The organism is Noviherbaspirillum sp. (assembly GCF_036846085.1).
GTDB lineage: Bacteria > Pseudomonadota > Gammaproteobacteria > Burkholderiales > Burkholderiaceae_D > Noviherbaspirillum.
This window is the reverse complement of record NZ_DAIUCO010000061.1, coordinates 1-22,162: the sequence shown is the minus strand read 5'-3', so window position 1 is coordinate 22,162 and position 22,162 is coordinate 1. Positions and strand designations below refer to the sequence as shown.

Genomic DNA, 22,162 nt, shown 5'->3' with positions numbered 1-22,162 from the left:
GCCTTGTGCCGATGCGCTCGTTCGCGCCGGTGTCGGCAGGGTGGTCGCGGCAATTGCCGATCCCAATCCGCTGGTGGCAGGGCAGGGAATGGAAAAACTGAAGGCAGCCGGCATTAAGGTCGTCTGCGGGGTGCTGGAGCAAGAAGCGCGCGAAATGAACATCGGCTTTTTTTCGCGCATGCAGCGCGGCAAGCCGTGGATTCGCATGAAATCCGCCGCCAGCCTGGACGGCAAGACGGCGTTGCACAACGGCCTCAGTCAATGGATCACATCCGAGGCCGCACGACAGGATGGACATTGGTGGCGTGCCCGTGCCTGCGCAATACTGACGGGAATAGGCACCGTCATGCAGGACGACCCGCAATTGACGGTGCGGGGTGTCGATACCCCGCGCCAACCCCGCCGCATCGTCGTTGACAGCCTGCTCCAGATCAGTCCCAAGGCACGGGTTCTGGCCGGTGGTGGTACATGGGTGGTCGCGGCGCAAGCCGATTCCGAGAAGGAAGCTCGCCTGCGGGATGCGGGAGCGGAAGTCATCCTGCTGCCGAACCCGAACGGCAAGGTGGATCTGCCGGCGCTGATGCAGGAACTCGGCAGGCGCCAGATCAACGAGTTGCATGTCGAAGCCGGCAGCAAGCTCAACGGATCCCTGATCCGCGAAGGCTGCGTCGACGAGCTGCTGCTGTACCTGGCGCCGACTCTGCTCGGCGATGCGCAGGGCATGTTCGAGCTGCAGGCGCTGAATGACCTGACAGGCAGGCGCGAACTGGCTTTCCACGAGGTCAAGCAGATCGGCGCGGATTTGCGTATCCTTGCTCGTTTCATTTAACAGACTCGTCACCATGTTCACCGGAATCGTCGCCGCGATCGGCAAAATCATTTCCATTGCACCGCTAGGCAACCATCCCGATGCCGGCGTCACGCTGACCATTGACGCCGGCAAATTGCCGATGGCGGATGTGGCGATCGGCGATTCGATCGCGATCAACGGTGCATGCATGACGGTGGTCACCAGGAAAGAGCAGCTTTTTACCGTCGACGTGTCGCGCGAAAGCCTGAGCAAGACTGCCGGGCTCGATACGCCGGGCGAAGTCAACCTGGAAAAGGCATTGACGCTTTCGGATCGGCTTGGCGGTCACCTGGTGTCCGGCCATGTTGACGGCCTCGGAACGGTGCAGAAATTCGAACCGGTCGGTGAATCATGGCAACTGGTGGTTGATGCGCCGCGCGACCTGGCAAAGTATCTTGCCTACAAAGGATCGATCGTGGTCAACGGCGTATCGCTGACGGTGAACAAGGTGACCGATACACAAACCGGTTGCGCATTCTCAATCAATCTGATTCCGCATACGATCGACGCAACGACGCTCAAACATCTGAAAGCGGGGAGCCCGGTCAACCTCGAAATCGACCTGATCGCGCGATATGTCGAGCGGATGTTGTCGATGTCCGTTGGCAGCAAATAGGCAATCCTGCGTCTAAGCGCCATTGAACAATGCGCGCGGTGGTCGTGTAGTGGCGGGCAGCGTTACCTTGCGGCAGCGTCAATGCCCATAGCTGCGATCGATTTGCCTTTTCTCATGACGGCATGCCTGATGTCAGCCTAGTCTTGAAGGGCATCTGACAGAATCCCGAAGCGCCCACACCCTGCATCCTTCGCCGGCAAGCCGACCGGCGGGATCGGGATATCTTCCGCATCTGTCGGATGGTCCCATCGACCTTCAACGGATGACAGGATTGCGCGTGAAACTCTACCTGCTCGCCGCAACCATGGCTGCCTTCGCCGGGTGCGCGGTCAACCCGTCTTATACCGACGCAACCATCTCGCCCGAGAGAAAAGCCTACATTCACTGTGCAGTGGTGAAAGCCTATTCGCGTTACGATGCGCCGGATGCCGCGCTGCATATTGCACGGAATGCGGTGCGGGAATGCGAGCCGCAGAAGCGGGCGGTGTACGACAAACTCCTGACGGAGAATGCCGGGCAGGCACAGGGCAAACTTTTCGCCGACTCGTACATCAGTGAACTCTCCGCAACCATGGTAAGCCACATTGCGCTCAGACTCGATGAAGTACGGTCGCAGCGCAGAAGCGGGAGCAAAACCTTCAACAGGAAAGCCGGGATCACCAACATCTGACGCGGCACGGCGTCTGCAATCGCTGGCGCATCGGCCATCTCCGGAAATTTCCTTGCATTTCGGCATGCCTTCCCACGGTGGCGGCGGCAAACGCTGTTAGTCTATCGGCTGTTCAATGGCGCAATCCATCGCCTCATCGCGCAGTCCGATCTCACTCACTCCATGCAATCTGCCATCCGCCTGCTTGCCGCGCTATGCATCCTCCTTGCCCAGGGATGCTCACATCCTCCACTCCAGCCAAAAACGCAAGCCGAGATCGCAGTTATCGCAGGAAACTTCCGTTTTAATGATGGCGGCAACGCGATTTTTTTTACCTTAGATAAGGGAATGGATGCCGCACCAGCCGACACCCATCCCGCAACCTTCGTATTCGTCATCAGCGGCTCGGACTGCATCAGCATGAAAGGCTTGCTGCCGAATTACTTCGACGGGCTCGAAGGGACATCGGGCGGTATGCGCATCTTCATCCTGCACAAGCGATTCATCGGCACTTCGGATTGCGGAAGCCAGTTCATCGAAATGGATTACCCAAGCCGTTGGATAGAGGATCAGGCGGAATTCATCCTGGCGCAATTGTCGATTGCCGCAATGAATTACCAACGGCCGTCGAAACTACTGCTGGTCGGCATTTCCGAAGGTGCAGAAGTGGTACCGGTACTCGCCGGCCGGATCCGCGACGTCACTCATGCAGCCCTGCTCGGCAATGGCGGGATGGATCCATACGACGCTTTGAGACTGCAGGCGACAAAGTACGGATTCACCGATGCCGCCAGAGACATCGACATCATTTGCAACGACAGTCCGGCATCCTTTGACAGGGTGGTCGCTGATCGAAGTTGCCGGTACTGGTCTGAGATGCGGTCCTTGCGGCATACCGACAATCTTCTCCGGCTCGACATTCCGTTGTTCGTTGCGATGGGTGAAGCGGATCGCATGGTTCCGATCGAATCCGCCTGGTATATCCGCGATCGGTTTGCGGCGGCGGGCAAGACAACGCTCCGCGTGCTTACCGTTCCGGACGCGGACCACGGCTTTCGGGCACGGGATGTCTCCGTGTTGCCGCAGGTCTGGCGTCGGCTTGAAGAATGGATGCAGGAACGAACGGGCGGGGGAAAATAGGCAAAAGAATATTTTTCTTGTGTATCTGCCAAGTTTCCGCGATACTGCCGGTCTTTTCGTCAGTTTCCAAAAGGCAATTGACGCTTACCGATGCCTTCCTTTGTCCTTGCCTGCCCTATGCGCCCTTACTTGTTCCCGGCTGCGGCCCTTTTGCTACTTACCGCGTGCGCCGGAATGCCGACGCACGACAGCAAACTTTCCTCGTCCCTTGCGGCGACCACGCGTGGCGATATCGATGATGCCATCAAAACCCTCGACGTCCAGCTTGCAGGCGAAAACAAGAACGACCTGCTGCTGAATCTCGAAAAAGGCGAATTGTTGCGGGTAGGCGCTCGATACAAGGATAGTCAGACCGCCTTCGAGATTGCCGACGCCAAGGTGAGGGAATGGGAAAACCTTGCCAAAACGGCGCCGGACAAATTGATGGGGCAGGTCGGCGCGGTATTCATGGGCGATGCATCCATTCCCTACGAAGGCCAGGACTACGAGAAAGTCATGCTAACCACGCGCATGGCATTGAACCGCCTGAACCTGGGCGACCTCGACACCGCCCGGGTCGACATCAAGCGCACCCATGAACGCGAGGCTGTCATCGCCGAGTTCCGGGCGCGCGAAACCTCCGAGGCGGAGCAGCAGGCGAAGGATAAGGGCGTGAAGACAGGGGCCAAGGAGTTGAATGGCTACCCGGTCGAAACCCTGAATGACCCGGAAGTGCTGAAGCTGAAAAACGGCTATCAGAATGCACTCAGCCACTATCTCGCAGGATTTGTCTACGAGGCGCTCAATGAACCCGGCCTGGCGGCCCCCGGTTATCGCAAGGCGATCGAACTGCGTCCCGATCTGCCCGTGCTTGAAGAAGGCTTGCGCGGACTGGACCAGCGCACCAGCTTCCGCCGGCAAAAGGGTGTCACGGACGTCCTGTTCATCATTGAAGCCGGCAATGCGCCGGCACGCAAATCAAAGAAAGTCGCGTTCCCGATTCCGACCACGAACGGCCTCGTCACGGCGTCGTTCTCCTTCCCGGTCATCTATCCAGAAAAGAATTCGTTCGAGCTTCAGCAGCTCAACGTCGGCGACATCGCCATGCCTGCCGCACTGATCACCGATTTCAACGTCATGGCACGAAAGGCTTTGCATGACGAGCTGCCTGCGATGCAGACACGTGCGGCGGTGCGGGCAATCGGCAAGGGGCTGTTCCAGGACCAGGCAAACAAGAAGCTCGGGCCGTTCGGTGGATTGCTGACCAACGTCGTTGCCGTCGCAACCGAAAGCGAGGCGGACGACCGGATGTGGCGCGGCCTGCCGGAGCGGGTATTCGTCGCGCGCGCTTTTGTGCCACCAGGTGAATACGATGTGCGCATTCCAAATCAGGCCGATGGCAATCAGAAGCTCAGGATAGACGGCCGTTACATGGTGGTTCCGGTCCGACTGTACAGGAACAAGACGTATTTCGGCGAACCGGTACGGCTGGGGGCCGTGACTGCACTCCCGGTAACCCCCGCAGTCGAGGAAAAAGCTGCCAAGCCGCCTGTTCCGGCAGGACGCCGCGCCAAGCCCGTTGTTCCGCCGAAGCCGAAAGGCAAATCGGAAAAAGCTGTCTGACCGGGTTCGTGTTCCTTCGAAGCCGCTTTTCAACCTATCGATAATCACTATGATGGCCAGTCTCAAACAACTCTTCATCCTTTGCAGTTTTTCCGCCGTATGTGCGGCCGTTCAGGCGCAGGATTCGGTGCCCCCGGCGATATCGCCCGGTATCGCGGCCAAGTTGATGGTCCGCGGCGAATTGCGCGGACTGCAAATGATCGACCTGCGCTCGCAGCGCCGCAACGACGTTCTTGTCGTACAGGCCGAAGTGCTCAATACCGATACCGTCGATACGCGTCTTTACTACCGCTTCCGCTGGGTGGATGCAGGAGGCATGCAGGTGGGAGACGGAGAAACCTGGAAGCCGCTGGTCTTTCTGGGCAAGCAAAGTCAGTTCATCAAGGGTACCGCCTATGGTCCCCAGGCGACTGACTTCAAGATTGAAATGAGCGCTGAGCCACGCTGATACTGATATCCAAGACCATTTATTGCAGGTGCCAACATGAAAAAATCCGTTCTCTCTTCTTTCTCGCTGTGCGGCGCGCTGATCGCATCAAGCATGCTGCTTGCCGGGTGCCCCACGACGCTGTCCCAGCCAACTGTCAAATTTTCGCGCCAGGTCAGCTATGGTGATGCCAAGGCAGTTGAAACGGTCACCAATGAATTTGGCTCCACCGATCTGCAAATGATTGCGGAAAAAATGGTCGGCTCGCTGCTGGAAGACCCGGTGCTTGCGAATCGGCCGACCTTGACGCTGTCCGCCGTGCGCAACAAGACGAGCGAGTACATCGACACCAAGTCGATCATGAATTCGATCCAGACCGCGCTCGTGAAGAGCCGCAAAGTCAGGTTCACCCGCAGCGCCGATGAAATGCAGGCCGGCGTCGACGAATTGCAGCGCCAGAACCAGAGCGGACTGTACAAGAGCGCTGGCCGGGCAAAAGTCGGGAACATGACTGCAGCCAAGTATTCTTTGGAAGGCGAGATTGTTTCGATCGTCAAGCAGAGCGCGACGACCAAGGACGTGTTCTACAAGATGACCCTGAAGTTGTATGACGTCGAAGAAGGTTCGATCGAGTGGCAGGACGAGAAGGAAATCCGCAAGACTTCCGCTCGCTGATCCGCCTTTCCACGTCTCCTCAGGAATACACCATGCAGACCATCCTATCGAATGCATCCCGCGTACTCGCGGGCCTCGCGGCGTTTGCCGCTTTTGGCGCGGCGCACGCCGCGGAGCCAAAGATCGCTGTGACGGACCTCACGTACGAGGAAAAAGTCAGTGAATATTTTCGTGTTGTTTCCGCGCAGAGCAAGAGCAGTATCAAGGCCAGCGCCAGCGAGCGCGAAACCGATCACAGCTATTCCAGCCGCGGCCGCCTGGATGCGCGCCAGGAAAGCAGCTATTACGAGGCGGAAGGTTATTACACCTATATCGATCGCGGCGAACTGCGTACCTACACCGCTGACCTGAAGGGAGCGTTGCTCAAGGGCGGCGGCGTGCGACTGGTGCAGGCCCGCCCGTACAGCGGCCAACCGACGGAAAAAATCTTCGACATCATCGACCGGATCAAGAAGGGGTTCTATCCCGGCGCTGACTATGTGCTGTTCGGTACGGTCAGCAACATCGCCTTCCGCCAGGAATCGATGCAGCTGCCGATGAACTCGTCGCATACGGGTGTGCTGAGCCTCGATCTGGTCGTCGATTTCAGCCTGATCAATACCAAAACCTACGAGGTCAAGGCCGCATTCAGTGCCAGCGGGTCGGGCCAGGATACAAAAATCCTCTCGCGGCCCGGCGACCGGGTGGTATTCAATCGCGGCAAGGTTATGTCGGAAACGTCCAGGAGCCTGGCGGAAGCTGCGTATGGGGAGCTGATGGCGCAGTTCGGCGTGGCCCGTTCGGGGAGAGCGACGGCTGTGCCCGCATCCTTGAAGGGCGCAGGCATATCGGCACCAGCACCTGCGCCACAGGTAGAGCCGGTTACCGTGTACAAATAGTTATCAGTATCAGGGAATCCTCCTTGCAATCGAAAAGCGGCGCAAGCCGCTTTTTTTGTTACGCAAGATGGAGTTTTCGGCGTTTCCTAATACGCCGTTCCGCATTTCGCCATCCGCTTTTCCTGGCGATCGCCAGTTGCCGGTCTTCGGCAGATGCAACATTTTAAAATTTGGACTCCGGGTAAATCCTTTAAAATAGCGGCCTACTTAGGATTTAAGCCATGTTTATCTCAAGCACTCAAGAAATCATCGCCGAACTTCGCGCTGGCCGCATGGTCATTCTCGTGGACGAAGAGGACCGGGAAAATGAAGGCGATCTGGTGCTGGCGGCCGAATTCGTCACGCCGGAAGCGATCAATTTCATGGCCAAGTTCGGCCGTGGACTCATTTGCCTGACCCTTACCGAAGAGCGTTGCGACCAATTGAACCTGCCGATGATGACCACACGCAACGGCACTTCGTACGGCACTAATTTCACCGTATCGATTGAAGCCGCCGAAGGGGTGACCACCGGCATTTCCGCCGCTGATCGCGCCCGGACCGTCCAGGTCGCAGTAGCGCGGCACGCAAAGCCGTCGGACATCGTGCAGCCCGGCCATATTTTCCCCTTGAAAGCTCAAAAAGGCGGCGTGCTCATGCGCGCGGGCCATACCGAAGCGGGCTGCGATTTCGCCGAACTCGCGGGACTGACGCCAGCGGCGGTCATCTGCGAAATCATGAAGGACGACGGCACGATGGCGCGTCTTCCCGACCTGATCGAATTTGCCCGTGAGCATGGCCTGAAAATCGGCACGATCGCCGACCTGATCCACTACCGGAGTCGGAACGAAAGTATTGTCGAACGTATCGCCGAACGCACGATGCAGACTGCGCAAGGCAGCTTCAAGGCCATTGCTTACCGCGACAAGCCGAGCGGCGGCGCGCACCTGGCGCTGGTGCACGGCGAACTGGCCCCTGATCTCGAGACCCTGGTGCGGGTGCATCAGCCGGTGTCCATACTCGATCTGCTGGAAACCGATGCGACCACCCATTCATGGACCATGGCTTCGGCAATGTCGGCGATCAAGAGCGCGGAACGCGGAGCGATGATCCTGCTGAACTGCGAAGAATCCGCCGAGCAGATGTTCGCCCAATTTGCAGCGCTGAACAGCCCCGAGAAGAAGGCGTTGCCGCGCGGCGCACGCATGGATTTGCGTACCTATGGCATTGGCGCCCAGATACTGAAGGACCTTGGCGTCGGCAAGATGAAATTGCTGGCGAGTCCTCGCAAGATGCCGTCAATGACCGGATTCGACCTGGAAGTGGTCGGTTACCAGGACAAACCGCAGAATTGAACATCGACCGGCCGCATCGGCCGGTCCGCACCACTTTGCTTACACATGGCATTCGTGCAATGGCTGACAGCCGGCGACAAACAACAAGCAACGCGCAACAGCGCATGAAGGATTAGCTATGACGGTAGGAACCTACGAACGCAATCTGGACGGAGAAGGCCTGCGAATCGGCATCGTACAGGCCCGTTTCAATGAAGATGTCTGCCATGGCCTGTTGTCCGCCTGCCTGGCGGAATTCAAGCATCTGGGCGTGGCGGACGAGGATGTATTGCACGTGACCGTCCCTGGCGCGCTTGAGATTCCGCTGGCTTTGCAAAAAATGGCGCAGACGCGGCAATTCGACGCCCTGGTAGCGCTGGGTGCGGTCATTCGTGGCGAAACCTATCATTTCGAGCTGGTTTCCAATGAATCCGGTGCCGGCATTACCCGCGTCGGCCTCGATTTCGGTATTCCGATCGCCAATGCCGTATTGACCACCGAAAACGACGAGCAGGCGGAAGCGCGGATGGCCGAAAAGGGCGCGGATGCGGCCCGGGTGGCGATCGAAATGGCCAACCTGGCGATCGCGCTTGAGGAACTCGCGGAAGCGACCGAAGAAGAGTAGGCTCTGACTTTTCCGCTGAATACAGCGGCATTTTTAGTGCCGCTTCTTAACGCCCTCTAACTGTTTCGTCGTCCCGGTTAATGCCGGGCACATGTCGCCATGACCCAGAAAAGCCTTCATGCCAACCCGAGCAAGAACCGGACGCCGCGTCACCGTGCACGCGAGTTTGCGCTGCAGGGCCTCTATCAATGGTTGTTGAACAACGAAGACGCCGGCGCGATCGATGCACATATCCGCCAGGCCCATGGTTTCGATAAGGCCGACGCCGAGCACTTCGACACGCTATTGCACGGGATCATCAAGCAGGCATCCGCCTTGCGAGCCGGTCTCTCTCCGTTGATCGACCGGCCGATCGGCCAGCTGTCTCCAGTCGAGCATGCCGCGCTGCTGATCGGCGCTTTCGAACTCAGCCATCATCTTGAGATTCCTTATAAGGTGGTGATCAATGAAGCGGTTGAACTCACCAAATCGTTCGGCGGCATCGATGGTCACAAGTATGTCAACGGGGTACTCGACAAATTTGCCGCGACGGCACGCAACGTCGAGGTCGACAACGCCAGGAAGCGCTGAGCACTGCCCGGATTGCATCTGACACCGTACGCGACTCTTTTTGCGCATGACTCCTGATCGTTTTTCACAGCCCGACTTTCCGCTTGCTTCGCGCTTGGCCAATATTGCGCCGTTTCACGTCATGGAACTGGCAAAAATGGCGGCGGATCTGGAGCGGCAAGGCCGGCATATCATCCACATGGGTATCGGCGAGCCGGACTTCACCGCGCCGCCACCGGTGATCGAAGCCGCGGGCCGCGCGATGAGCGACGGCCGGCTGCAATATACGGCAGCCACCGGCATACCCGCCTTGCGCGAGGCGATCTCGCGGCATTACCAGCAGGTGTACGGCCTCGACATCAAGCCGGGCAGGATTGTCGTTACCGCAGGCGCATCGGCAGCCTTGCTGCTTGCCTGCGCTGCATTGGTCGAAAAGGGATCAGAAGTACTGATGCCCGATCCGTCCTATCCGTGCAACCGGCATTTCGTCGCCGCGTTCGAAGGGCAGGCGAAGATGATTCCGAGCGGTCCGCAGGAGCGCTTCCAGTTGTCGGAGGAGATGGTGCGGGCGCATTGGAGTGAAGCCACGAGAGGCGTATTGCTGGCGTCGCCGTCGAACCCGACCGGCACGTCCATCGCGCACGATGAATTGGCAAAAATCGTCCGGGCCGTGAGAGAGAAGGGCGGCTTCACCATCGTTGACGAGATCTACCAGGGTTTGACCTACGATACGTCGCCGTTTTCCGCCCTGTCGCTCGGCGATGACGTCATCGTCATCAATAGTTTCTCGAAGTATTTCAACATGACCGGATGGCGGCTGGGCTGGCTGGTCGTGCCCGAGTCGCTGGCGCCGCAGTTCGAGAAGCTGGCGCAGAACCTGTTCATCTGCGCATCGAGCATTGCGCAGCATGCGGCAGTGGCCTGCTTTGCGCCCGAGTCGATAGCAATCTACGAACAACGCAAGGCGGAATTCAAGCGGCGCCGCGACTACATCGTTCCTGCGCTGGAAGGCCTGGGCTTCAAGGTTCCGGTCATGCCGGATGGCGCCTTCTATGTCTATGCGGACTGCTCCGGCCTGTCGGACGATGCGGACCGGCTAACGATCGACATGCTGCATCAGGCAGGAGTCGTCCTGGTGCCGGGCCTGGACTTCGGTGTGCACGCTGCGCGGCGATATATCCGCGTTTCTTACGCGACTTCGATGGAAAACATGCGCCTGGCGGTAGAGCGCCTGACGGCGTTCTTCAGTACGCGACAACAATAAAAAAGGGAGCCCTCAGCTCCCTTTTGTTTGCATCCGGTACGCCAATCAGAGCGCCGCGATCTGCTCGTTCTTCAATGGTTCCTGTTCCGGTGTGTCGTTTGCGGCAGGCTTGACCGTGGTGGCGCCGACCGAAGCGGATTCGGCAGCATCGCCGGCCTTGGTTTCCGGCGCGCGCGGCTTGGCGACGACCGTCGTGGCGTAAATCGGGACCTGCTTGCCCATCGACACATCCTTGAGGCGGCGGTACTCGGCCAGGACCTTGCTTCCATACCCGAAATCGGACTCCATCCCGGCAGCGCCGACATACATCTTCAGGCCGGCTTCCACCGAGCCGCCGCGGGTGACATAGTCCTTCAGGATCATCGAACCGACCTTGATGTTCGCAACCGGATTCAATGCCGCCTTAACGCCGCCGTGGTCCTCGAATTTATCGCGGTGCACTTTCGACATGACCTGCATCAGGCCCTGTGCGCCGACCGGGCTTTCGGCAAATGGATTGAAGCGGGATTCGATCGCCATCACCGAAAGGATCAGCAGGGGATCAAGCTTGATTTCCTTGGCTGTCGCGTAAGCCGCGGCGACCAGCATGTCGGTCGCATCCGCAGCGACCCGGTAGCGCTTGGACAGCCAGTTGGTCACCCATTGCTGCTGGCGTTCACTTTCCGTGAGCTTGCGGTCGCCGGCTTTCGCGCTTGGCGCCGGCAAGGCTGTATTTGATGACTGCGGCGCAGAGGGCTGCTGAGTGGAAGTCATTTCAGCGGTCTGGACAGGCGCCGTGGATGCTTCCGGTTCTGCGGCATACGGCGACAGCGCCTGGATCCTGTCGGCCAGTTCCGGCTTGATGAACAGGATGCCCCATGCCGCGATTGCGGCGATACCCAGCAACATCAGGGTATGGTGTGCAGTAGTGACAAAGCCGCTGATGGTGTCGCGGACGAAAACGGCGAGCGCGGCCGATTGGCTGGCTTTGCGGCGCGCGAAATGCGAAGTGCCGCTAATAAAACGATTTAGCATTGAACCTCCTGAATCATCGCGGCGGGCAAACGTCCTCGGCGAGAGATCTCGCGACGATGCATGCATGCCGTGAATCAGAAACATCGTCTGTCTTCGCATGGCGCGTCGGACAAACGTCGGAACTGCTTGCTTTAGGCTGACGGCTGCCGGTGAGGCGAGGTGTCAGTGGCAAACAGCTTTTTTCGGGGGGAAGGCAGACGCCTTTTGAAAACACTCCTTAAAATGTCATGTGGGACCCCGATCCCGTGAATGATGAAAAAACTGCACCAGATCTGTTGCCTTGAAGATTGGTGCTTTCATCAAGTTGGCCGAATTCTAGGTGCGTGTTTATATCAAGTCAATACTATCAAAACGTCTTTTTATTACTTTTATATCTGATTATTTCGCTGCAACGCAACAAATAATGAACAAAATCAATTACTTGAGCTCATGATTTAAATGCAGAGCTCAAAACAATACACTGCGGAAAATCATGAAATATTCGGATTTGCGGGATTTTATTAATCAATTGCAACAAATTGGCGAACTTATACATGTCCCGGTGCCGGTTTCTCCGCACCTGGAGATGACGGAACTGTGTGATCGGACCTTGCGGGCCGGCGGGCCGGCGCTGTTATTCGACAAGCCTGCCGGGCATACCGTGCCGGTGCTCGGCAATCTGTTCGGCACCACGCGTCGTGTCGCGTTGGGCATGGGCGCGGAGGAACTGGCCGACTTGCGGAAGATCGGCCATGTGCTGTCGCTGTTGAAAGAGCCGGAGCCGCCGAAGGGATTCAGGGATGTGCTCGGCCTCGGGTCGCTGGTCAAGTCCTTGTGGGACATGGCGCCGAAGGAGCATCGATCCGCACCGTGCCACGATATCGTCTGGGAGGGCAATGACGTCGATCTGGCGGGCCTGCCGATCCAGCATTGCTGGCCGGGTGACATTGCGCCGCTCATCACCTGGGGTCTTGTCATTACCAAGGGGCCGCACAAGAAGCGACAGAATCTGGGCATCTACCGCCAGCAGGTCCTGGGCCGCAACAAGGTGATCATGCGCTGGCTTGCGCACCGCGGCGGGGCTCTCGATTTCCGCGAGCATTCGATCGTCAACCGGGGCCAGCCATACCCGATCGCCGTGGCGCTCGGCGCCGACCCCGCCACCATCCTCGGGGCGGTGACCCCGGTGCCGGACAGCCTGTCTGAATACCAGTTCGCCGGCCTGCTGCGGGGAAGCCGCACCGAACTCGTCAAGGCGATCGGCAGCGAATTGCGCGTGCCGGCCTCGGCGGAAATCGTACTGGAAGGGCACATCTATCCCGATGCATCCCATCCAAGCGGCTATGAGCATGCCCTGGAAGGGCCGTATGGCGACCATACCGGTTACTACAACGAGCAGGACTGGTTCCCCGTTTTCACCATCGACCGCATCACGATGCGGCGCGATCCGATCTATCACTCCACCTATACCGGAAAGCCGCCCGACGAACCGGCGATTCTTGGCGTGGCGCTGAACGAAGTATTCATCCCGCTGCTGCAGAAGCAGTTCCCGGAAATCACCGACTTCTACCTCCCTCCGGAAGGATGCAGTTACCGGATGGCGGTGGTGCAGATGAAGAAGGCCTATGCCGGACATGCCAAGCGGGTGATGTTCGGGGTCTGGAGCTTTCTGCGGCAGTTCATGTACACCAAGTTCATCGTCGTTGTGGACCAGGATGTGAATATCCGCGATTGGAAAGAGGTCATCTGGGCCATCACGACCCGCGTCGATCCGAGCCGCGACACGACGCTGGTGGATAACACGCCGATCGACTATCTTGATTTTGCGTCCCCGGTCAGTGGACTCGGCAGCAAGATGGGTATTGATGCAACCGACAAGTGGCCCGGCGAAACCACCCGAGAATGGGGGCGCACGATTACCATGACTGATGAAGTAAAAAAGCGGGTGGATGGGATCTGGAGTGAACTGGGGTTGAAATGAGCGAGGTTTGGCGGTTCCTGTAACGGTTGAGATTTGAAATCTAGACAGAGAAGTTTCCTATGGTTAATCTAACAGCCCAATTATTACAATTAAAGGATTGATGCAATGAAATTACTCCCCGTAGTCATCAGCGCCGCCCTGCTCGCGGCATGCCAGTCGTCCCCGACGCAATCCGGCGGCAAACAGGCCCGTGCCATGCTTGAGCCGAGGAGCGGCTCCAGTGTCACCGGACAGGCCGATTTCGCCGAGCGTGGCGACAAGGTGCTGGTTTCGGTCAAGGTCAGCGGTCTCAAGCCCAATGCCCAGCATGGCTTCCATGTCCATGAAAAAGGCGATTGTTCCGCTCCCGACGGCATGAGCACCGGCGGTCACTTCAATCCAGATGGCCATCCGCATAGCCATGCCAAGAAAACGCCCCGGCATGCCGGCGACATGGAAAATCTGGTTGCCGATGCCAAGGGCGTAGCAGTAGCGACGTTCGAACTGGATACGATTCGTGTCGACAACGGGAAGTACGGCATCGTGGACCGTGCGGTCATCGTCCATACCAACCCGGACGATTACACGACACAGCCAACCGGCAACGCCGGCGGGCGCATCGCCTGTGGCCTGATCCGCAAAATCTGATCGCCGGGCCTGACCGGTCGCTTCGTTCCGCGAGGCAAGCCGGTTCCTGGCGGCAGGACGAAAGTAGGGGCGCTTCATCCGCTTTGCTGGTAGAATTTGCAGCGGCGGGCCCCTACGCATTGCGGCATGGCCAACCTGGTCAGGTCGGGAACGAAGCAGCCACAGCTATTTCCCGCAAGTGCCGTAGACAAGGCTCGCCTCTTTCCTTTTTGTCTATCCGCCGTCAGGCGATCCGGTTGATTTCCATCGTTGTACCCGCATTTGCCGACAGGTGTGGCACTTTGATGCCTGCGGTGTTTTCCCGAACGGCGGCATAGCCCAGGTCGGGTAAAATTAGGCTCACTTCATCTTCAGCGAATCGCCAGCGCCTCTATGTCCTATCAAGTCCTTGCCCGCAAATATCGTCCCAAGAGCTTCGATACGCTCGTCGGACAGGAGCATGTGGTTCGGGCGTTGACGCATGCGCTGGAGCAGAAGCGGCTGCATCATGCCTATCTCTTCACCGGCACACGGGGCGTCGGCAAGACGACACTCTCGCGCATCCTTGCCAAGTCCTTCAATTGCCAGGGCGAGGACGGAAACGGCGGTATCACCGCGCAGCCCTGTGGCAAGTGCGATGCCTGCACCGCGATCGATGCCGGGCGATTCGTCGATTACATCGAGATGGACGCCGCATCCAACCGGGGCGTGGATGAAATGGCGCAATTGCTCGAACAGGCGGTCTATGCGCCATCGAACGCGCGCTTCAAGGTCTACATGATCGACGAAGTCCACATGCTCACCAATCATGCGTTCAATTCGATGCTGAAGACGCTCGAAGAACCGCCGGAGCATGTGAAATTCATCCTCGCCACCACCGATCCGCAAAAAATTCCCGTGACCGTGCTGTCGCGCTGCCTGCAGTTCAATCTGAAGCAGATGCCGCCCGGTCATATCGTCAGCCACCTCGACAATATTCTCGGACAGGAAGGCATTGCCTTCGATGGCACGGCGCTGCGCCTTCTCGCCCAGGCGGCGCACGGCTCCATGCGCGATGCCTTGTCGCTGACCGACCAGGCCATCGCCTACGCCGCCGGCAAGGTGACGCTGGAAGCCGTGCAGGGCATGCTCGGCGCGCTCGACCAGTCGTACCTGATCCGCGTGCTCGATGCATTGGCCGCCAAGGACGGCGCCGGTCTGCTCGCCGTAGCGGATGACATGGCGACGCGAAGCCTGTCCTATAACGCCGCCTTGCAGGATCTCGGCAGCCTGCTTCATCGGATCGCATTGGCGCAAACCGTGCCGGCGGCCATTCCCGAAGATTTGCCGGAACGCGCCGATGTCCTCCGATTGGCTCAGGCCTTCGATGCCGAGGAAATCCAGCTTTTCTACCAAATCGCCGTACACGGTCGCAATGAGCTGAGTCTCGCGCCCGATGACTACGCGGGCTTTTCCATGACGCTGCTGCGCATGCTGGCGTTCCGGCCCGGCATCGGCGGAGCGGAGCCGAAGCCGGCATCGTCGCCGGTGCCGGTTGCGATGGCTGCCGCGGCGCCCGCAACGCGACCAGTCCCCGCCGTAGCGCAGCGACTGGCCAGCGCGCCGCCTGTCGAGACCGCATCGACTGTTGCCGCACCAGCGAACACGGCACCAGCGCGTGCTCCAACCGGCATCAGTCCGGCCCGGGCTGCGCTTGAAGCGGCCCGCAACGGCGGCAAGCTGCCTCCGGGCGTCGTCGTGGCGCCAGTCAATCCACCGGCACCGGTTAGCCCGCCGGCACCGCAGGCAAAAGCGGCATCGCCCGCTCCCTGGGATGAAACGCCGATCGAGCTGCCCGGTGACGCCGAAACGGCCGGCGACGTCACTCAAAAAAAAACTGAACCCGAACCGCCTGCCGAACCTGAACTGACGCCCCTGGTGACTTTGCCGCCGCTCAAGCTGCAAGCAGTTCCGGAATTGGGCTGGGATGGCAATTGGCCCGCACTTGCGGCAACGCTGGCGGTGCGGGGTGTGGCCCAGCAACTGGCGCAGCAGAGTGAACTGATCCGTTGCGAGGGTAGTGGCGAGGTGTATGAATTTACCCTGCGCATTCCGCTCGAAACCCTGTGTTCCGCCGGCAGCGTGGACAAGCTTTCTGCCGCCTTGTCGCAGCATTTCGGGAAGACGGTGAAGGTCGTGACGGAGATCGGCGCTGTCGAACAGACCGCGAATGCCCATGCGATGGCCGACCGTGCGGCGCGCCAGCGGGAAGCCGAAGAGACAGTCCAGCGCGACCCTTTCGTACAGACACTGATGCGCGAGTTCGGGGCAACCATCGTGCCCGGTTCCATAAAGCCGATTTGACAAATCAAGGTCGGGGTGACGTAGTAAGCCGCTCTGACCGATCCGACACTTTTCAGGAGAAAAACCATGATGAAAAACCAGCTCGCAGGCTTGATGAAGCAGGCGCAAGCCATGCAGGACAACATGAAGAAAATGCAGGACCAGTTGGCCCAGATCGAAGTCGAGGGAGAGTCGGGCGCCGGTCTGGTCAAGGTAACGATGACATGCAAGAACGACGTCAAACGGGTCTCGATCGATCCGTCGCTGCTGGCCGACGACAAGGACATGCTGGAAGACCTGGTTGCTGCGGCGTTCAACGATGCGGTGCGCAAGGCGGAAGCGACGTCACAGGAAAAAATGGCCGGCATGACCGCGGGCCTGCCGCTGCCGCCGGGATTCAAGCTGCCTTTCTAATTGCCGACCCGGGTATTCGTGAAATCTCCATCCAGTCTTGATTTTCTGTCCGAGGCATTGCGCCGGCTTCCGGGCGTCGGGCCGAAATCCGCCCAGCGCATGGCGTACCACCTGATGCAGCATGATCGCGACGGAGCGGCCATGCTGGGCAGGGCACTGTCGCAGGCGGTGGAAAAAATTCGTCACTGCGGCATGTGCAACACCTTCACCGAGCATGAGGTGTGCGAAACCTGCATGGATGCCGATCGCGATGCGTCGCTGCTGTGCGTGGTGGAGACGCCCGGCGACCAGCTCATGATCGAACAGACGATGACCTTCAAGGGCCTGTACTTCATCCTGATGGGACATCTGTCGCCGCTGGACGGCATCGGCCCGAAGGACATCCACCTGGAAAAGCTCATTTCCCGTGCCACCGATGGTGTCGTCAATGAAGTGGTGCTGGCCACCAATTTCACCAACGAAGGCGAAGCGACCGCCCACTACATCAGCGAAACGCTCAAGGCCCGCGGCCTGAAAGTCAGCCGGCTCGCTCGCGGCGTTCCGGTGGGCGGCGAGCTCGAATATGTGGATGCCGGCACCATCGCACGGGCGATGCTCGACCGCCGCTCGACCTGAGTTCCGAAGCCCTGCCGGCGCAGGCGCAACGGGAACTAACGAAGAATAAGAAAACGTTCTCACTACGGCGATATGACCAATAACAATCCATCCGCCGGCGCACTCGCGGGCGTCAGGGTCCTTGAACTCGGCACATTGATCGCCGGGCCGTTCTGTTCCCGCATGCTGGCCGAGTTCGGCGCCGAGGTCATCAAGATCGAGTCGCCCGACGGCGGCGATCCGATCCGCCAGTGGCGCGTGCTGAAGGATGGCACGTCCCTGTGGTGGTCGGTGCAGTCGCGCAACAAGAAGAGCGTCACGCTCAACATGAAGGATCCACGCGGCCAGGAGATTGCCCGAAAGCTTGCGCTGGACGCGGATGTGATCATCGAGAACTATCGTCCGGGCGTGCTGGAAAAATGGGGTATCGGTTTCGAGGACCTGAAGAAAATCAATCCTGCCGTGATCATGGTACGCCTGTCCGGCTACGGCCAGACCGGGCCGATGAAGGATCTGCCGGGATTTGGTGCGATTGGCGAATCGATGGGCGGAATGCGCTATGTATCCGGCCACCCGGACCGCCCGCCGGTGCGCATCGGCATCTCGATCGGTGACTCGGTGGCGGCGCTGCATGGCGTGATCGGCGCGATGATGGCCTTGCGCCATCGCGATGCGACCGGCGGCCGCTGGAACGGCAAGGCCGGCGCGGAATGCATTGCCGGGCAGGGCCAGATGGTCGATGTGGCGCTCTACGAGGCGGTCTTCAACATGATGGAATCGCTGGTGCCCGAATATGATTTTGCCGGCGTAGTCCGCGCCCGCACCGGCGGCGCGCTGCCAGGCATCGTGCCGTCGAACACCTACACCACCAGCGATGGCGAAAATATCGTCATTGCCGGCAACGGCGATGCGATCTTCAAGCGGCTGATGCTGGCCATCGGGCGGGACGACATGGCGAACGATCCGCAACTGGCGCGCAATGACGGACGGGTGCCGCGCACCGACGACATCGACGGCGCGATACAAGGCTGGTGCAGCACGCAGACCATCGACAGCGCACTGGCAACACTGCGGGCGGCCGATGTCCCTGTCGGCAAGATCTATTCGGTGCGCGACATGATGAGTGATCCGCAATTCCTGGCGCGGCAGATGTTCGAGCAGCATGCCTTCGCGGACGGCACGCCGATCAAACTGCCGGCCATTACGCCCAAGTTGTCGGCTACGCCGGGCCAGACCCGCTGGCTGGGACCGGCGCTGGGCGAGCACAATGACGAGGTCCTGCAGGCGCTGGGCTATGATGCGGAACAGATCGCGCAATTCAAGCGCGACAAGGTCTTATAGGAGACACCATGAACAAGACTTTCTGGAAGCAGTTCGCCATCGCGCTGGCGCTATTCCTTCTCGGCTATTTCACCTTCAATAGCAACCTGTTCTGGTAAGAGCCAGGAAGCTCGTCCAGCTGAACGCATTACAACAGGCCGGCGATCCGGTGTACGGCCGCGCCACGGCCTTTTCCGCCTGACGTAAGGACGGCGCATCGGCTCCATGACTGGCCCGCAACGCGCTCACGCCCTTGTCGACTTCTTGGGAAAGCTGGTTCATCAGGCTCGGGTTTTGCATATGCTCACCGGCAAGTGCCGCGTTGATCCGAAGCGGCGCCGCGACGGGTTTTCTCCCATCCCTGCACACTGCACAGCTTGGTGCGTCCTGCATTCGCCTGGTGCAAGTGTGCCCCGGAATGGTGAGGGTGATTCGTCAGCGGCATCTTTTTGAATCACTTTCCGAGGAAACCATGTTCAACCTGTCCAATAAAAATACCATCCGCGTCCTTGCACTCATCGCTTTTACGGCAGCCGGTCCGGCAATCGCACATACCGGCCATCATGCAAGCGGCTTCGCAGCCGGTCTTGCGCATCCTTTTTCCGGTCTTGATCATCTGCTCGCCATGCTTGCGGTCGGCTTGTGGGCCGCGCAAAACCGTCGTCCCGCGACATGGTTGCTGCCGCTCGCCTTTCCGGTAGCGATGGCGGCCGGTGCGGCGGCGGGCGTTGCCGGCTGGACGATGGCGGGCCTTGAATTCGGCATCGCAGGTTCCGTGGCGATGCTCGGGCTGCTGGTCGCCGGTGCGGTGACCTTGCCGGCCTGGGCAGGCGCGGCGCTGGTATCGGGATTTGCGGCGATGCACGGACTGGCCCATGGCAACGAACTTCCCGGCGGCGTATCGCCGTTTGCCTATGGTGCGGGTTTCCTGCTTGCCACCGCGCTGCTGCATGTCGCCGGCCTGCTCATCGCAACCGCTGCCGGCAAGGGCATGCACTACCGCGTGGTGCGGTTCATCGGCGCCGGCATGACGGCGGCGGGCGCCTATCTGCTGACGGCAGCCTGAGCATTTCCGGTTTTAGCAGGGAGTACCTGCCGGTCCATCCGCGCGAGAAGATCGCGTAGCTGGACGACGGCGTTGTTCAACGCAGCGCTATCCACTGCTGCAAACCCGAGCAGAAGCCCGGACGCAGACCGTTCCGGGCTGGCATAGAAGGTAGACAGGGCGCGCAATTCGATTCCTTCTTCCTGTGCTGCCCGGGCGAGCGCCTTGTCGTTGCGCGGCAAACGGAATGCGGCGGTCAAATGCAGGCCGGCGTCGGCGGGGCCGAGATGCAATTCGTCCTGCAAATGCAGGTCCAGCGCGTTCAGCAAGGCGACGCGTCGTTCGTTGCAAAGCACCCGCGTACGGCGAATGTGCCGCGCAAAATGTCCTTCGGCGATGAAGTCCGCCAGCACGGCCTGGGGCGCGATGGCCGTATGGCGGTCAATCACCGATTTCGCGCGTGCGAATGCATCCGCAAGATCCGGCGGCACGACGAGATAGCCGAGGCGCAATCCGGCAAACATGACCTTCGACAGGGTGCCGACGTAGATCACGCGGCCCGTCTTGTCCAGGCTTTGCAGGGATGCCAGCGGACGTCCGCTGTAGCGGTATTCGCTGTCGTACTCGTCTTCCACGATCCATGCACGGGAATCCGCCGCCCAGTCGAGCAATTGCAACCGCCGCTGCAAGCTCATCGTGACGCCCAGCGGGTACTGGTGCGACGGCGTTACATAGGCCAGCTTCGCCTGCGGATGTGATGCGGCACCGTATCCGACCAGCAGTCCTTGATCATCGACCGGCACAGGGCAGATCCGTGCATCGGCGGCATGTAGCGCCGCACGGGTGCCGGGATAGCCGGGATCCTCGACCCACGCGGTATCGCCGGGTGCCAACAGAAGATTGGCGATGAGGTATAGCGCCTGCTGCGAGCCGGAAGTGACGATGACTTGTTCCGCAGTGCAATTGACGTCGCGCGATGCGCGCAGATATGCCGCCAGCAGTTCGCGCAATGGCGGATAGCCGGCGGCGTCGTTGTAGCCGAGCTGGAAGGAAGGCCGTCGCCATTGCCTTGCCTCCAGCCGCGCCCACACATCAAATGGAAACGCATCGACGGCCGACATGCCGATGCGAAAGGCGACTGGCGCACCGCGGTGTGTGTTCATCCGTGCCTGCTCGCCTGTATAGCGCAGGCCGCGTTCGGACAGCAAATGCAAGTTGCCAACGCTGGCCGGTTCGGTGGCCGTCCTGCCGGCGATCGGCAGGTTGTTGCTCACGAATGTGCCTTTGCCGACCGTGCCGGAAAGGAAGCCTTCCGCCGTCAATTGCTCGAATGCATTCAGCACCGTCTGGCGTGACACGCCCAGCGACGCCGCGAATTCGCGCGTTGGTGGCAATTGCATGCCGGGGCTGATGCGTCCGTCCAGCACGGCGGCTTTGAGAGCTTCATAGAGTTGCCGGAAAAGCGGGGCAGGCTGATCCGGATCGAGCCGGATGGCATGCAGGGATTGCGTAAGGTACATGGTCGTCCTGCCGGATGGGGCTGATAAGAATTGGTATTTCGAAAATAGCATTTATTGGTACTTCAATAAAGCCAAAGCCGGGATTATTCTGTTGTCTGTGTCACCTGCGGAGGATTCATGAGCACCATCACCTATCAAACAGACGCGGCGATCAGCGCACAGCAGCTGGCGGACCTGTACCGCAGTGCCGGTCTCCGCCGTCCGGTCGATGATCTGGAGAGAATGGCACGCATGCTGAAACACGCCAATCTCACCATCAGCGCATGGCAGGACGGCAGGCTGATCGGTGTCGCCCGCGCATTGACCGATTTCAGCTATGCCTGCTACCTCTCCGACCTGGCAGTGCGGAAGGAGGACCAGCACCGTGGCATCGGGCGGCGCCTGATCCACTGCGTGCGCGAGGCGATCGGTCCGCAGTCGATGCTGCTGTTGCTGTCTGCGCCGGAAGCGATGGACTACTACCCGAAAACAGGTTTCGAGCCGGTTGCCAACGGCTGGATCATCAAGCGGTCGGAATAATTCTTAACGGAGGAACTATGCATCGATACGAAGCGACCATCACATGGCGGCGCGGTGAGCAGGCATTCACAGACAATCGCTACAGCCGTGCCCATGAATGGATCTTTGACGGCGGCGCCCATGTGCCGGCATCGTCGTCGCCGTCCGTCGTGCCGCTGCCAATGTCGGATGCGGCGGCGGTCGACCCGGAAGAGGCATTGGTCGCGTCGGCATCGAGCTGCCATATGCTGTTTGTCCTGCATTTCGCCGGAAAGCGCGGT

Annotated in this window: 23 protein-coding genes and 1 other RNA gene; 22 read left to right on the top strand and 2 right to left on the bottom strand. The window is 59.8% G+C overall.

Annotation, left to right across the window (positions count from 1 at the left end; translation table 11 throughout):
- From ribD to V7080_RS09430, 12 genes are all read left to right on the top strand, one after another.
- Nucleotides 1-829 (top strand): bifunctional diaminohydroxyphosphoribosylaminopyrimidine deaminase/5-amino-6-(5-phosphoribosylamino)uracil reductase RibD (gene ribD / locus V7080_RS09485; protein WP_334188149.1); only part of this gene is annotated, 829 nt, incomplete at its 5' end.
- Between the two features lie 13 nt (nucleotides 830-842).
- Nucleotides 843-1,466, top strand: a complete 624-nt coding sequence (locus V7080_RS09480; protein WP_334188148.1) for a riboflavin synthase — start codon at nucleotides 843-845, stop codon at nucleotides 1,464-1,466.
- Between the two features lie 277 nt (nucleotides 1,467-1,743).
- Entirely contained in the window at nucleotides 1,744-2,136 is a 393-nt protein-coding gene (locus tag V7080_RS09475) for a hypothetical protein (protein ID WP_334188147.1), read from the top strand.
- 327 nt (nucleotides 2,137-2,463) lie between these two features.
- Nucleotides 2,464-3,255 (top strand): alpha/beta hydrolase family protein, encoded by a 792-nt coding sequence (locus V7080_RS09470; protein ID WP_334188146.1) that lies wholly within the window; start codon nucleotides 2,464-2,466, stop codon nucleotides 3,253-3,255.
- A 174-nt stretch (nucleotides 3,256-3,429) separates the two neighbouring features.
- The gene (locus V7080_RS09465) at nucleotides 3,430-4,857 is read left to right on the top strand and encodes a COG3014 family protein (protein ID WP_334188145.1); all 1,428 of its coding nucleotides are present in this window, start codon (nucleotides 3,430-3,432) and stop codon (nucleotides 4,855-4,857) included.
- A gap of 49 nt (nucleotides 4,858-4,906) precedes the next feature.
- Entirely contained in the window at nucleotides 4,907-5,305 is a 399-nt protein-coding gene (locus V7080_RS09460; protein WP_334188144.1) for a YcfL family protein, read from the top strand.
- A gap of 36 nt (nucleotides 5,306-5,341) precedes the next feature.
- The gene (lpoB, locus tag V7080_RS09455) at nucleotides 5,342-5,959 is read left to right on the top strand and encodes a penicillin-binding protein activator LpoB (RefSeq protein WP_334188143.1); all 618 of its coding nucleotides are present in this window, start codon (nucleotides 5,342-5,344) and stop codon (nucleotides 5,957-5,959) included.
- A gap of 32 nt (nucleotides 5,960-5,991) precedes the next feature.
- Nucleotides 5,992-6,837: a hypothetical protein gene (locus tag V7080_RS09450; protein ID WP_334188142.1), complete on the top strand. Its 846-nt coding sequence runs from the start codon at nucleotides 5,992-5,994 to the stop codon at nucleotides 6,835-6,837.
- Nucleotides 6,838-7,058: 221 nt separating this feature from the next.
- Nucleotides 7,059-8,171 carry a bifunctional 3,4-dihydroxy-2-butanone-4-phosphate synthase/GTP cyclohydrolase II gene (gene ribBA, locus V7080_RS09445; RefSeq protein ID WP_334188141.1) on the top strand — a complete coding sequence of 371 codons (1,113 nt, stop codon included), beginning with the start codon at nucleotides 7,059-7,061 and terminating at the stop codon, nucleotides 8,169-8,171.
- Between the two features lie 118 nt (nucleotides 8,172-8,289).
- On the top strand, nucleotides 8,290-8,775 hold the full coding sequence (gene ribH, locus V7080_RS09440; protein ID WP_334188140.1) for a 6,7-dimethyl-8-ribityllumazine synthase: 486 nt from the start codon (nucleotides 8,290-8,292) through the stop codon (nucleotides 8,773-8,775).
- Between the two features lie 99 nt (nucleotides 8,776-8,874).
- Entirely contained in the window at nucleotides 8,875-9,345 is a 471-nt protein-coding gene (gene nusB / locus V7080_RS09435) for a transcription antitermination factor NusB (protein WP_334188139.1), read from the top strand.
- A gap of 46 nt (nucleotides 9,346-9,391) precedes the next feature.
- Nucleotides 9,392-10,588, top strand: a complete 1,197-nt coding sequence (locus V7080_RS09430; protein ID WP_334188138.1) for a pyridoxal phosphate-dependent aminotransferase — start codon at nucleotides 9,392-9,394, stop codon at nucleotides 10,586-10,588.
- Between the two features lie 45 nt (nucleotides 10,589-10,633).
- Here V7080_RS09430 and V7080_RS09425 read toward each other — a convergent pair whose 3' ends face one another.
- Nucleotides 10,634-11,602 carry a lytic transglycosylase domain-containing protein gene (locus V7080_RS09425; protein WP_334188137.1) on the bottom strand — a complete coding sequence of 323 codons (969 nt, stop codon included), beginning with the start codon at nucleotides 11,600-11,602 and terminating at the stop codon, nucleotides 10,634-10,636.
- 472 nt (nucleotides 11,603-12,074) lie between these two features.
- On the opposite strand from V7080_RS09425, the gene ubiD reads away from it, so the two are divergent.
- The 8 genes from ubiD (at nucleotide 12,075) to V7080_RS09385 (ending at nucleotide 19,884) form a co-directional block, all read left to right on the top strand.
- Nucleotides 12,075-13,562, top strand: a complete 1,488-nt coding sequence (gene ubiD, locus V7080_RS09420) for a 4-hydroxy-3-polyprenylbenzoate decarboxylase (protein WP_334188136.1) — start codon at nucleotides 12,075-12,077, stop codon at nucleotides 13,560-13,562.
- Between the two features lie 105 nt (nucleotides 13,563-13,667).
- Nucleotides 13,668-14,189, top strand: coding sequence for a superoxide dismutase family protein (locus V7080_RS09415; protein WP_334188135.1), 522 nt, complete (start codon nucleotides 13,668-13,670; stop codon nucleotides 14,187-14,189).
- Between the two features lie 103 nt (nucleotides 14,190-14,292).
- Nucleotides 14,293-14,391: signal recognition particle sRNA small type (gene ffs, locus V7080_RS09410), an RNA gene on the top strand.
- A 170-nt stretch (nucleotides 14,392-14,561) separates the two neighbouring features.
- A complete protein-coding gene (gene dnaX, locus V7080_RS09405) occupies nucleotides 14,562-16,511 on the top strand; it encodes a DNA polymerase III subunit gamma/tau (protein WP_334188134.1) in 1,950 nt (649 codons plus the stop codon).
- 66 nt (nucleotides 16,512-16,577) lie between these two features.
- Complete coding sequence (locus tag V7080_RS09400) at nucleotides 16,578-16,904, top strand: YbaB/EbfC family nucleoid-associated protein (protein WP_326861133.1); 327 nt, start codon at nucleotides 16,578-16,580, stop codon at nucleotides 16,902-16,904.
- An 18-nt stretch (nucleotides 16,905-16,922) separates the two neighbouring features.
- Complete coding sequence (recR, locus tag V7080_RS09395; protein WP_334188133.1) at nucleotides 16,923-17,519, top strand: recombination mediator RecR; 597 nt, start codon at nucleotides 16,923-16,925, stop codon at nucleotides 17,517-17,519.
- Nucleotides 17,520-17,591: 72 nt separating this feature from the next.
- Nucleotides 17,592-18,839 (top strand): CaiB/BaiF CoA transferase family protein, encoded by a 1,248-nt coding sequence (locus V7080_RS09390; RefSeq protein ID WP_334188132.1) that lies wholly within the window; start codon nucleotides 17,592-17,594, stop codon nucleotides 18,837-18,839.
- A 451-nt stretch (nucleotides 18,840-19,290) separates the two neighbouring features.
- Nucleotides 19,291-19,884, top strand: a complete 594-nt coding sequence (locus V7080_RS09385) for a HupE/UreJ family protein (RefSeq protein WP_334188131.1) — start codon at nucleotides 19,291-19,293, stop codon at nucleotides 19,882-19,884.
- Here V7080_RS09385 and pdxR read toward each other — a convergent pair.
- On the bottom strand, nucleotides 19,863-21,383 hold the full coding sequence (gene pdxR / locus V7080_RS09380; protein ID WP_334188130.1) for a MocR-like pyridoxine biosynthesis transcription factor PdxR: 1,521 nt from the start codon (nucleotides 21,381-21,383) through the stop codon (nucleotides 19,863-19,865). The genes V7080_RS09385 and pdxR overlap by 22 nt on opposite strands.
- A gap of 117 nt (nucleotides 21,384-21,500) precedes the next feature.
- Here pdxR and V7080_RS09375 point away from each other — a divergent pair, with 117 nt between their 5' ends.
- On the top strand, nucleotides 21,501-21,902 hold the full coding sequence (locus V7080_RS09375) for a GNAT family N-acetyltransferase (protein ID WP_334188129.1): 402 nt from the start codon (nucleotides 21,501-21,503) through the stop codon (nucleotides 21,900-21,902).
- Between the two features lie 17 nt (nucleotides 21,903-21,919).
- Nucleotides 21,920-22,162: OsmC family protein (locus tag V7080_RS09370; protein ID WP_442947208.1), on the top strand; the 243-nt coding region annotated here is incomplete at its 3' end.